The organism is Halomonas ramblicola, from assembly GCF_030409215.1.
In the GTDB taxonomy this organism is placed as follows: domain Bacteria; phylum Pseudomonadota; class Gammaproteobacteria; order Pseudomonadales; family Halomonadaceae; genus Halomonas; species Halomonas ramblicola.
On record NZ_JAUFPL010000034.1, the window covers coordinates 177354 to 189636 of the forward strand.

Sequence of the window (12283 nt, forward strand, 5' to 3'; positions counted from 1 at the left end):
GGGCTGGACGTTGGCGTAGTCGGCGCCGAACAGGTCGCAGGCGCGCTCGATGGCCAGGCGCTCGACCACGTCGACGTGCTCGCAGCCGCCGTAGTAGCGCTTGCCCGGATAGCCCTCGGCGTACTTGTTGGTCAGCTGGGTGCCCTGGGCCTCCATCACGGCACGGCTGGCGTAGTTCTCGGAGGCGATCAGCTCGATATGCGCCTCCTGGCGCGCCACCTCGTCGGCGATGGCGGCGGCGACGGCGGGGTCGAAGGCGGCCAGGTCGGCCGGGGACAGGTACTCTTCACGCTCGGTCATCTCGGGACTCCGGGGTTGTTGTTGTCGATTGCGCTGGGTGTGGTCACCTGTGGCGATGGTAGCGCCGGCCCCCTCGAGCCGGACGGCTCGCAACGTCACGGCAGGATGCATTTGCGACAGGGGATCAGTACTCCACCACCACATCACCCTTCGGCTTGCTGCAGCAGGAGAGGATGTAGCCCTCGGCGACGTCCTCCTCGGTGATGCCGCCATTGTGCTCCATCTCCACCTCGCCGGAGGTCAGCGGCACCCGGCAGGTGCCGCAGATCCCCATGCCACAGGCCTTGGGAATGTGCAGGCCGAGCTTGGCGGCGGCGGAGTGCACCGTCTCGCCGGGCTGGATGCGCACGCTCTTGCCGGCGGAGGAAAACTCCACACTGAGCATGTCGGCGACGTCGAGCTCCCCGGCCTCCACCTCGGCCTGTTCGGCCAGCTCCAGCACCTCCTCCTGCACCTCCACCGGCGTGGCCCCGAAGGACTCTTCGTGGTAGTGGCTCATGTCGAAGCCGTTGTCGCGCAGCAGGTGCTTGACGGCATTCATGTAGGGGGTGGGGCCGCAGCAGAAGATCTCCCGGTCCAGGAAGTCGGGGGCCATCAGCTCCAGCATCGCCTGGCTCAGGTAGCCGCGGAAGCCGGACCAGGCCTCACCCAGTTCGTCGCTGCGCTCGCAGACGATATGCAGCTTGAACTCGGGAATCCGCGAGAAGATGTGCTCCAGCTCACGGTGGAAGATGATGTCCCTGGGGGTGCGCGCACTGTGCACGAACTCGATGTCCACCGCGGCATTGGTGTCGAAGAACCAGCGCGCCATGGACATCAGGGGAGTGACCCCCACGCCGCCGGACAGCATCAGCAGCTTCTCCGCAGGGTAGTCGATGGAGTTGAAGTTACCCACCGGGCCGTGCACCGCCAGCTCGTCGTTGATCTTGAGATTGTCGTGGAGCCAGTTGGAGACCCTGCCACCGGGCATCCGCTTGACCGTGATGGAGAAGCTGTACGGCACGGAGGGAGAACTGGAGATGGTATAGGAGCGCATCACCTGCTCGCCGTCGATCTCCAGCTCCAGGGTCACGAACTGTCCCGGCTTGAAGAAGAACAGCACCGGCTGCTCGGCCATGAAGCAGAAGGTACGCACGTCCCAGGTCTCCTGGATCACCTTGACGCAGCGCACCAGGTGGCGGCCGTTGGTCCAAGTCTGGGTGGTGACAGGGTTGAGGAAGTTCATTGTCATCGTCGGGTCGCCTGGGCTGTACCATGAAAGGCCTCCGACCGCGGGGCCACCGCCTGTCGTTGAGCGAATTCTGCGCCAGCTAGTGAGGCCGGGACTTGCCTGCCAACGACCTGGACATATCCCTCGCCCCCACCCCCGGACAGCACCTCCCCAGCGGACGTCGCCCCTGCATCGTCATTCGTCGCCGGCAGACAACTCGCCCTCCCCGAGCTGTCTCACACTCCTCGGCAAGATGCATGCCGACCGTCATGCACGCTCACGGCGACGCCTCTCACACACCGACAACTTCATCGCCGCCGTCGCGGCCCCCACGAGGAAGCGCTCCATGGACCCCAAGTTCTCCGCTCGTCTGGATGACCCCCTGGCACCGGCCCGCGAGGCCACCGTCGAGATGCTGGCCAACCGCCGGCGTACCTTCTCGCTGCCCCAGCCCTTCTATAACGATCCCCGGCTGTTCGCCCTGGACATGCAGGAGATCTTCGAGAAGGAGTGGCTGTTCGCCGGCATGAGCTGTGAGATACCCGCCAAGGGCAACTACCTGACCCTGGAGATCGGCGACAACCCCATCATCCTGGTGCGCGGTAACGACGGGTCCGTGCACGGCTTCCACAACGTCTGCCGCCACCGCGGCTCGCGGCTGTGTGTCAGCGAGAAGGGCAAGGTGGCCAAGCTTGTCTGCCCCTACCACCAGTGGACCTACGAGCTGGACGGCCGGCTGCTGTTCGCCGGCACCGACATGGGCGCGGGCTTCGACCTGGGCGCCTATGGCCTCAAGCCCATCCAGGTGCGCACGGCGGGTGGCTTCCTCTTCATCAGCCTGGCCGAGCAGCCGCCGGCCATCGATGACCTCCTGGCGACCCTCGAGCACTATCTCGAGCCCTACGACATGGCCAACACCAAGGTGGCGGTGGAGTCCTCTATCGTCGAGCAGGCCAACTGGAAACTGGTCATCGAGAACAATCGCGAGTGCTACCACTGCAATGGCGCCCATCCGGAACTGCTGGGCTCGCTGCAGGAGTTCGACGACACCGACGACCCGCGGGCCACCCCGGCCTACAAGGCATTGGTGGAAAAGAAGCAGGCCGACTGGGACGCCCAGCGGGTGCCCTGGCAGCTCCAGCGCTTCGGCAAGCGCAACCGCCTGACCCGTACCCCGCTGCTCGACGGCGTGGTCTCCATGACCCTGGACGGCCAGCCGGCCTGCCAGAAGCTGATGGGGCGGATCGAGAGCCCCGACCTGGGCTCGCTGCGCATCCTCCACCTGCCCAACTCCTGGAACCACTTCATGGGCGACCACGCCGTCGTCTTCCGGGTACTGCCACTGGGCCCCCAGGAGACCCTGGTGACCACCAAGTGGCTGGTGCACAAGGACGCCGTGGAGGGGGTCGACTACCATACCGAGACCATGCGCCGGGTGTGGGACGCCACCAACGACCAGGACCGCCGCCTGGCCGAGGAGAACCAGCGCGGCATCAACTCCCGAGCCTACGAGCCGGGCCCCTACTCCGAGACCTACGAGTTCGGGGTGATCGACTTCCTCGACTGGTACGGCGAGCGGATGCTGGAGAACCTGGGTCATACCGCCCCGCACCTGCAGGTCGTCAAGGGGTAAACGACGACGCCCCCGCAGCCTGACTGCGGGGGCGTCATTTATGGTGCTTGCAGGATCCGGCAGCCTGCTAGCAGATCTCCTCCCAGAGCCGTTGCTGGAAATCTTCGGGCAGTTCGGCCACCTTGCCGAGGCGCGTCAGGTGGGCGTCGGCCATGTCCCTGGCCGCCTCGTGGTAACAGCTGTGCAGGGAGGCGACATCCGGCAGGCCATTGGTATCGGCAAGACAGGACCATACCTTGGCATTCGAGATCGCGCAGGCATTCAGGAACTCGGTCTCGACCTCTACGGCCTCGAGCATGGATTCCATCCAGGCGCACTGCAGCCTGGTCAGCGGATGCGAGGCATCCATCCAGTGATGCATCCACCAGTCGAACACCGGCTGGGAGGCCTGGGCGATACCCGCCGGCAAAGCGGTGGCGGTAGGGTGAGACGCAACAGGCGTCGCCTCGGGAGTCATTTCAGGAGTCACGTCAGGAACCACTTCGAGGGTCGCGGGCTCCTCGGACACTTGTTTAGCGGTGGACATCTTTCATGCCCCTCAAGAGAGAAGAAGTTGGTGCGCTCTTGAGTGTAGCGGGCGCTATCCAGACCGGTCAGACAGTTTTGGCACGACGTTATCTTGTCTTGCATTATCCCGGCGACGGGCGTCCCCGGAGGAGGTCGACCAGGTTTCCCACGGACCACCACCGAGTGCTGCTGGCCGGGTTCGAGCAGGCCCCATCCGCTAGGCCCCCGACGGTGAGCAACAGGTGATCGAGCTGCTATAGCGGGCCATTCGCCTCATCGGATCGATAAACCTGTCTCGAAATCCGGCTCCCTCGCGACGATCGGTCAAAGCCGACAGGCTCCTAGAGTAGATAGGTCTCCAGCGCCCGCCTCACCGACGGCAGCAACACCTCGCGCTTCTCCTCCAGCTCCCGGACCAGCGCCTCGAGTCCCGGCACCTCCCGCTCGGCCCGGCAGCAACGCGCCAGGCGGGCACAAGTGTCGGGGCAGGCGTCCTCGGGCACATGGATACCCAGCGCCAGCAGGCGATGACGGAAGTCGTCGCCGTCGATCAGCTCGGTGATCATCATGGGGGCTTCTCCCTCGAGTGAATGCCGGCGCCCCCGGGCGCCGGCGGCGATCAGGCCGGTTCGGCGCGCCCCAGCCGGCAGGCGGCGTACTTGAACTCGGGAATCTTGCCGAACGGGTCCAGCGCCGGGTTGGTCAGCACATTGGCCGCCGCCTCCGCATAACAGAAGGGCACGAAGACCATCCCCTCGCCCATCGCCGGGTCGACCCGGGTCTTGAGGGTGATGCTGCCGCGCCGGGTGGTGATGGTGATCGGGTCCCCCGGCGCCAGCTGGCGCCGCGCCAGCTCGCCCGGGGCCAGGCTGGCCACCGCCTCCGGCTCCAGGTCGTCCAGCACTCGGGCGCGCCGGGTCATGGAGCCGGTGTGCCAGTGCTCAAGCTGACGCCCGGTGATCAGCACCGTGGGATAGTCGGCGTCCACCGTCTCGTCCGGCGGCAGCGGCCGGGCGGGGGCGAACTTCGCCCGCCCGCCGTCACGCGGGAAGGCGTCACTGAACACCACGTCGTCCCCGGGGGCGTCCTCCGCCGGGCAGGGATAGGTCACCGAGCCTTCACGCTCCAGGCGCTCCCAGGAGATATGATCCAGGGAGGGCATGCCCTGCTTCATCTCGGCGAACACCTCCCGGGGATGGGCGTAGTCCCAGGCCAGGCCGAAGCGCCGGGCGATCTCCTGGATGATCCACCAGTCCGGCTTCGCCTCACCGGGCGGCGCCACCGCGGCGCGCCCCAGCTGCACCTGGCGGTTGGTGTTGGTGACGGTGCCCTCCTTCTCCGACCAGGCGGTGGCCGGCAGGATGACGTCGGCGAACTGGGCGGTCTCGGTGACGAAGAGGTCCTGCACCACCAGGTGCTCGAGCTCGCCGAGCGCCCGGCGGGCATGCTCCAGGTCCGGGTCGGACATGGCCGGGTTCTCGCCGAGGATGTACATGCCCTTGATGGTGCCGGCATGGATGGCGTCCATGATCTCCACCACGGTGAGCCCCGGCTCGGCATCGAGCTCGGTGTTCCACAGCTCCTCGAAGGCGGCACGGATCTGGGCGTCGCCCACCGGCTGGTAGTCGGGCAGCACCATGGGGATCAGGCCGGCATCCGAGGCGCCCTGGACATTGTTCTGACCGCGCAGCGGATGCAGGCCGGTGCCGGGGCGACCGGTCTGGCCGCAGGCCAGGGCCAGCGAGATCAGGCAGCGGGCGTTGTCGGTGCCATGCACGTGCTGGGAGATGCCCATGCCCCAGAAGATCATCGCCTTGTCGGCGGTGGCGTAGAGCCGGGCCAGCTCGCGGATGAGCTCGGGGGCGACACCGCACAGTCCGCTCATCGCCTCCGGGGTCATGTCGGCCACCCGGGCCTCGAGGGCGGCGAAGCCCTCGGTGTGCTCGGCGATATAGGCGTCGTCCTGGAGCCCTTCGCTGATGATGACGTTGAGCATGGCATTGTAGAGGGCCACGTCGCCGCCGGGAGTGAAGCGCACGCTGTGGTAGGCGTAGGCGTCCAGCGCCTGGCCGCGCGGGTCGAGGACGATCAGCTTGGTGCCGCGCTTGGCGGCCTGCTTGAAGTAGGTGGCCGCCACCGGGTGGTTGATCGCCGGGTTGCAGCCGGTGAGGATCACCACGTCGGCCTCGAGCGCCTGCATGAAGGACGCCGTCACCGCCCCGGAGCCGAGGCACTCCATCAGCGCCGCCACCGAACTGGCGTGGCAGAGTCGGGTGCAGTGGTCGACATGGTTGGAGCCGAAGCCGGTGCGCACCAGCTTCTGGAACAGCCAGGCCTCCTCGTTGGAGCACTTGGCGCTGCCGAAGCCGGCGAGCGCCGCGGGGCCGTGGGCGGCCTTGAGGTCGACGAGCCCCCGGGCGGCCAGCTCCAGGGCCTCCTCCCAGCTCGCCTCGCGGAAGTGGCTGAGCGGCCGGACCGGGTCGAAGTCGGGATCGAGCCCCTTGGGCACGCCGGGCCGGCGGATCAGCGGCGTGGTCAGGCGCGCGGGGTGATTAGGGTAGTCGAAGCCGAAGCGCCCCTTGACGCACAGCCGCTGCTGGTTGGAGGGCCCGTTGCGCCCCTCGACGAAGAGGATGCGCTCGTCCTCGGCATGCTCGCCCTTGACGTGGTAGGTGAGCTGACAGCCCACCCCGCAGTAGGGGCAGACCGAGTCCACGCGGCGGTCGGCCACCTGCGAATCGCCGCGGCCGCGGACATCCACCAGGGTGGCCGGCATCAGCGCCCCGGTGGGGCAGGCCTGGACGCACTCGCCGCAGGCCACGCAGGTGCTCTCGCCCATGGGGTCGTCGAAGTCGAAGACGACCTTCGACGCCGCGCCGCGGTGGGCCAGGCCGATGACGTCGTTGCTCTGCACCTCGCGGCAGGCGCGCACGCAGAGGTTGCACTCGATGCAGGCGTCGAGATTGACGCGCATCGCCGAGTGCGAGGCATCCCGAGTGAGTGAGCCCTCACGGGGGCGCACATGATGCACCGTGGGCTCGGAACGCTCGGCCTGTGACGGCAGCCGCTCGCGCACCGCCGTGGCGTCGATGGCCAGTTGGTCGGCCATGGCCCAGAAGTGGCTGGAGCGATCGGGGCTCGCCTCGCGCTCGGGCTGGTCGGCGATCAGCAACTCCATGACGCCCTCGCGGGCCGTGCGGGCCCGCTCGGAGGTGGCGCTTCTCACCACCATGCCGGGGGCGGCCCCGCGGATGCAGCTGGCCGCCAGCACCCGCTCGCCCTCGATCTCCACCATGCAGGCGCGGCAATTACCGTCGGCCCGATACCCCGGAACGTCCTTGAAGCAGAGGTGGGGAATGGTCTCGCCGGCACGCCTGGCCACCTGCCAGAGGGTCTCGCCCCGGTGAGCGCTCACTTCCACGCCATCCAGCGTCAGGGTGAAGGTCTGTTCGGTCATGCTCATCTCCCCTACCCCTTGACGATCACGTTCTGGGCGGCGAGTTCGCCGCGGAAGTCCTTGAGCAGGCCCAGCACCGGATTGGGTGCCGCCTGGCCCAGCCCGCAGATGGAGGCATCCATCATCACCTGGGCGAGGCGCTGCAGGGTCTCGACGTCCCACTCGTCGCGCTCGAGCAGGGTCAGCATCTTCTCGGTGCCGACCCGGCAGGGCGTGCACTGGCCACAGGACTCGTCGGCGAAGAAGGCCAGCAGGTTGGTGGCCACGGTACGCAGGTCGTCCCGGTCGGAGATCACGATGATCGCCGCCGAGCCGATGAAGCAGCCATGCTCCTGCAGGGTATCGAAATCCAGCGGGATGTCGGCCTTGCTCGCCGGCAGGATCCCCCCGGAGGCACCGCCGGGCAGGTAACCGGCGAGACGATGCCCCTCGGCCATGCCGCCGCCGTACTCCTCGATCAGCTCGTTCAGGGTGATGCCCGCCGGGGCCAGGTGCACTCCGGGGTGCCTGACCCGCCCGGAGAGCGAGAAGCTGCGCAGCCCCTGACGGCCGTGACGGCCATGGCCGGCGAACCAGTCGGCCCCCTTCTCGTGGATCAGCGGGATCCAGTAGACGGTCTCGACGTTGTTGACCAGGGTCGGCCGGTCGAAGAGCCCCTTCTGGGCGACGAAGGGCGGACGGTGGCGCGGCTTGCCGGGCTTGCCCTCCAGCGACTCGATCATCGCCGACTCCTCGCCGCAGATATAGGCGCCGGCCCCCCGCCGCAGGACCACGTAGCCCGGCGTGATGAGGTCGGCCCGTTCCAGTTCGGCGATCGCCTCGGCGAGCACCCGGTGCAGGCCGGGGTACTCGTCGCGCAGGTAGATATAGAGCGCCTCGGCCTCCACCGCCCAGGCGCTGACCAGGGCGCCCTCCAGGAAGCGGTGCGGCTCGCGCTCCAGGTAGTAGCGATCCTTGAAGGTGCCGGGTTCGCCCTCGTCGGCGTTGATCGCACAATAGCGCGGCCCCGGCTCCTGGCGCACGAAATACCACTTCTTGAAGGTGGGAAAGCCGGCGCCGCCCAGGCCGCGCAGGTTGGCGGTCTCCAGCTCGGCCATCAGCGCCTCGACGGTGACGCGTCCGGCGCGGCAGTCGGCCAGCAGCCGGTAGCCACCGGCCTCACGGTAGTCGGCGAGGCGCCGCCAGAGGATCGCCTCGGGATGGAAGTGGCCGGTGTCGACCACCGCCTCGACCCCCTCGCGGGTGGCGTAGAGCACATGATGGTGGCCCACCTCGACCACCGGCGCGGTCTCGCAGCGCCCCATGCAGGGGGCCCGCACCACCCGCACCCGGGCCGGGTCGGCGCCCGCCTCGAGTTCGGCCCGGAGCGTGGCGGCCCCGGCCAGCTGGCAGGAGAGCGAATCGCACACCCGCACGGTGATCTCGGGCGGTGGCGCCTGGTCGTCGTGCACCACGTCGAAGTGGGCGTAGAAGGTGGCGGTCTCGTAGACCGTCGCCATGGGCAGGTTCATGTAGGCGGCCAGCGCCCGCAGGTTCACCAGCGACAGGTGCCCCTGGGCATCCTGGATGGCGTGCAGGTGCTCGATCAGCAGGTCGCGGCGACGCAGGCTCGGATCCTGGCGCTCATCGCCGAGCCGCTGGCGCAGGGACGCCAGGGCCACCGGCACCAGGTCACGGCCACGGGGCTTGCCGCGGAAGCGGCGCTTGGGGGTCACGGTCTGGACGGTCATGGGGGGCGCTCTGGTTATCGGCTGATGCGGCCTTTCCCCTCATGGTGGCACCACCCCCACCCGGGGGCAATGTTGTGGGCGGTGGGGCGTCGCCGCCCGGAACGCGAAGGTCGCCGAGGGACAGGCCCCGGCGATGCCGGGGCACGATGCTTCAGGCCGCCACTCTGCCGTGGGGGTCGATATCCCGAAAGGCTGGCCGCGCCGCCTTTTGGTGCTAGTCGTCGGCCAGTTCCGGCACCCCTTAGGCGGCGACGCTGCCGCGGGGGTCGATATCCCGAAAGGCTGGCCGCGCCGCCTTTTGGTGCTAGTCGTCGGCCAGTTCCGGCACTCCTTAGGCGGCGACGCTGCCGTGGGGGTCGATGACGAATTTCTTGGCCGCGCCACCGTCGAAGTCGGCGTAGCCCTGCGGCGCCTGGTCCAGGGTGATCATCTGGACGTTGACCGCATCGGCAATATTGACCTTGCCGAACAGGATCGCCTGCATCAGCGGGCGATGGTACTTCATCACCGGGCACTGACCGGTGTGGAAGCTGTGGGACTTGGCCCAGCCGAGGCCGAAGCGCATGCTCAGGGCGCCCTGCTTGGCGGCGTCGTCGGCCGCACCCGGGTCTTCGGTCACGTACAGGCCCGGGATGCCGATCTGGCCGCCAGCGCGGGTCAGCGACATCGCCGAGTTCAGCACGGTCGCGGGCGCTTCCTTGCCGTGGTTGCAGCCACAGGCGTGGGCCTCGAAGCCGACGCAGTCGACGAAGGCGTCGACTTCACGCTCGCCGAGGATCGCCTCGATCCTGTCGGCCATGTCGCCGTCCTGGGTCAGGTCGAGGGTCTCGCAGCCGAAGCTCCTCGCCTGGGCCAGGCGCTCCTCGATCATGTCACCGACGATCACGCAGGCCGCGCCGAGAAGCTGGGCAGAGACGGCCGCGGCCAGGCCCACCGGGCCTGCGCCGGCGATGTAGACGGTGGAGCCCGGCCCCACCCCGGCGGTGACGCAGCCGTGGAAGCCGGTGGGGAAGATGTCGGACAGCAGGGTCAGGTCACGGATCTTCTCCATGGCCTGGTCGGCGTCCGGGAACTTCAGCAGGTTGAAGTCGGCGTAGGGCACCATGACGTATTCGGTCTGGCCGCCGACCCAGCCGCCCATGTCCACGTAGCCGTAGGCGGCGCCGGGACGCGCCGGGTTGACGTTGAGGCAGATACCGGTCCGGCCTTCCTTGCAGTTGCGGCAGCGGCCACAGGCGATGTTGAACGGCACCGAGACCAGGTCGCCCGGCTGGATGAACTCGACGTCGCGTCCGCACTCGACCACCAGGCCGGTGATCTCGTGGCCCAGCACCAGGCCCGACGGCGCGGTGGTACGGCCACGCACCATGTGCTGGTCGCTGCCGCAGATGTTGGTGGTGACGACCTTCAGGATCACCCCGTGGTCGCACTTGCGATTGCCGAGGGCGAGTTCCGGATAGGCGATGGACTCGACGGCGACTTCCCCCGGGCCCTTGTAGACGACTCCGCGATTGGCTGCACTCATAGCTGACTCCTTCCTGCATCTCGTTGTAGTGGGCGACGCGAACGCCGCTCCAGCGACCTTAGCGGTACTGCACACCGGGATCGTTCTCGGTGAGTCGTCGCCATGCCTGAACGCGACACACCCTTCATCCCGTGCGCGCCGCATGAGCGGATGGATAGCCGGAGGTCGCTTTCACGACACTGCCGTCCCCGGAATGCCCCAAGAATGGCCGGCGTCGATCGCCCCTCCGGCGACGATGCGACAACAACAACCGAGGACCGCTTCGATGAAGCATGACGACGACCCCATCCTGTCCCCCGGACAGGACAATACCCAGCTGTTGGGCCTGGACTTCCATAACCCGGTCTTTCCCCTCTCCGCCCTGGCCATCCTGGCCTTCATCCTCTATGCGCTGGTCTATCCCGATGCCGCCAACACCCAGCTGACCACGGCCCGGGGCTGGTCCATCGAGTACTTCGACTGGCTGTTCATGATCGCCGGCAACCTCTTCGTGCTGCTGTGCATCGCACTGATCGTGCTCCCAGTGGGGCGCATCCGCCTGGGCGGTAGCGAGGCCCGGCCGGAGTACTCGACGACCTCCTGGTTCGCCATGCTGTTCGCGGCGGGCATGGGCATCGGCCTGATGTTCTGGAGCGTGGCCGAACCGGTGGCTTATTACACTGACTGGTACGGCACCCCGCTCAATGCCGCCGCCCACACCCCGGCCGGGGCCAGCGCGGCCATGGGCGCCACCATGTTCCACTGGGGCCTGCACCCCTGGGCGATCTACGGCGTGGTCGGCTTGTCGCTGGCCTTCTTCGCCTACAACCGCGGCCTGCCGCTGACCCTGCGCTCGGCCTTCACCCCGATCCTCGGCGATCGGGTGCGCGGCTGGTTCGGCCATATCATCGACATCGTCGCGGTGCTGGCGACCATCTTCGGCCTGGCCACCTCGCTGGGCTTCGGCGCCTCCCAGGCGGCGGGCGGCCTCAACTACCTGTTCGACGTTCCCAACACCATCGGCACCCAGCTCGCCATCATCATCGGCGTCACAGTGGTCGCGCTGTTCTCGGTGTGGCGGGGCATCGACGGTGGGGTGAAGCTGTTCTCCAACATCAACATGGTGATCGCCCTCGTCCTGCTGGTCTTCGTGGTCATCACCGGCTCCACCCTGCTGTTCCTCAACAACCTGTGGGACACCACCCTCGCCTATGTCAGCCATATCGTGCCGCTCTCCAACTGGATCGGCCGCGACGACACCACCTGGTATCACGGCTGGACGGTGTTCTACTGGGCCTGGTGGATCTCCTGGTCGCCCTTCGTCGGCATGTTCATCGCCCGGGTCTCGCGGGGGCGTACGGTGCGCGAATTCCTGACCGCCGTGCTGGTGGTGCCGACCCTGGTCACCCTCGTCTGGATGAGCGCCTTCGGCGGCACCGCCCTGGCCCAGTCGGCAGCAGGCGTCGGCGAGCTGGCGGGCGGCATCAGCGACGTTTCCCTGGCGATGTTCCAGATGCTCGAGCACCTGCCTCTGACCACTCTGACCTCCAGCCTGGCGATCCTGCTGGTGCTGATCTTCTTCATCACCTCCTCGGACTCCGGCTCGCTGGTGATCGACAACATCACCGCCGGCGGCAAGACCGATGCTCCGCGCAGCCAGCGGGTCTTCTGGGCCACCCTGGAGGGCGTCATCGCCGGCATCCTGCTCTACGGCGGGGGCAGCACCGCGCTCGGCGCCCTCCAGGCCGGCGCCGTGGCCACCGGCCTGCCCTTCACCTTGATCCTGCTGGTGATGGCTTACAGCCTGGTCAAGGGGCTGCGGGAGGAGCTGAGCGGACTGCCGGCGACCGGCGTCAGCCGATGAGTCGGCCCACCGACACCGAATCCCGCACCTGACACCCAGCGACCCCGGCCATGCCGGGGTCGCTGCGTTTCCGACCTC

At 67.9% G+C, this 12283-nt stretch carries 8 protein-coding genes and 1 pseudogene; 2 read left to right on the plus strand and 7 right to left on the minus strand.

Annotated features, from left to right (window positions below):
* Together glyA and gbcB are read right to left on the minus strand one after the other, a co-directional pair.
* Window positions 1-300: pseudogene (glyA, locus tag QWY80_RS17840) on the minus strand (serine hydroxymethyltransferase); the annotation flags it as partial.
* Between the two features lie 124 nt (window positions 301-424).
* On the minus strand, window positions 425-1531 hold the full coding sequence (gene gbcB / locus QWY80_RS17845; protein WP_290234624.1) for a glycine betaine monooxygenase reductase subunit: 1107 nt from the start codon (window positions 1529-1531) through the stop codon (window positions 425-427).
* Window positions 1532-1856: 325 nt separating this feature from the next.
* Here gbcB and gbca point away from each other — a divergent pair, with 325 nt between their 5' ends.
* Window positions 1857-3143, plus strand: a complete 1287-nt coding sequence (gene gbca / locus QWY80_RS17850; RefSeq protein ID WP_290234627.1) for a glycine betaine monooxygenase oxygenase subunit — start codon at window positions 1857-1859, stop codon at window positions 3141-3143.
* A gap of 67 nt (window positions 3144-3210) precedes the next feature.
* On the opposite strand, the gene QWY80_RS17855 is transcribed toward gbca, so the two are convergent.
* The 5 genes from QWY80_RS17855 to fdhA form a co-directional block, all read right to left on the minus strand.
* Window positions 3211-3669: a hypothetical protein gene (locus tag QWY80_RS17855; protein ID WP_290234629.1), complete on the minus strand. Its 459-nt coding sequence runs from the start codon at window positions 3667-3669 to the stop codon at window positions 3211-3213.
* Window positions 3670-3991: 322 nt separating this feature from the next.
* Window positions 3992-4219: a hypothetical protein gene (locus tag QWY80_RS17860; protein ID WP_290234632.1), complete on the minus strand. Its 228-nt coding sequence runs from the start codon at window positions 4217-4219 to the stop codon at window positions 3992-3994.
* Window positions 4220-4269: 50 nt separating this feature from the next.
* Window positions 4270-7107 carry a formate dehydrogenase subunit alpha gene (gene fdhF, locus QWY80_RS17865; protein ID WP_290234635.1) on the minus strand — a complete coding sequence of 946 codons (2838 nt, stop codon included), beginning with the start codon at window positions 7105-7107 and terminating at the stop codon, window positions 4270-4272.
* Window positions 7108-7118: 11 nt separating this feature from the next.
* Window positions 7119-8837 carry an NADH-ubiquinone oxidoreductase-F iron-sulfur binding region domain-containing protein gene (locus QWY80_RS17870; RefSeq protein WP_290234639.1) on the minus strand — a complete coding sequence of 573 codons (1719 nt, stop codon included), beginning with the start codon at window positions 8835-8837 and terminating at the stop codon, window positions 7119-7121.
* 331 nt (window positions 8838-9168) lie between these two features.
* On the minus strand, window positions 9169-10362 hold the full coding sequence (gene fdhA / locus QWY80_RS17875) for a formaldehyde dehydrogenase, glutathione-independent (protein WP_290234642.1): 1194 nt from the start codon (window positions 10360-10362) through the stop codon (window positions 9169-9171).
* Window positions 10363-10627: 265 nt separating this feature from the next.
* On the opposite strand from fdhA, the gene QWY80_RS17880 reads away from it, so the two are divergent.
* Window positions 10628-12205, plus strand: a complete 1578-nt coding sequence (locus tag QWY80_RS17880; RefSeq protein WP_290234645.1) for a BCCT family transporter — start codon at window positions 10628-10630, stop codon at window positions 12203-12205.
* Window positions 12206-12283 lie beyond the last annotated feature (78 nt).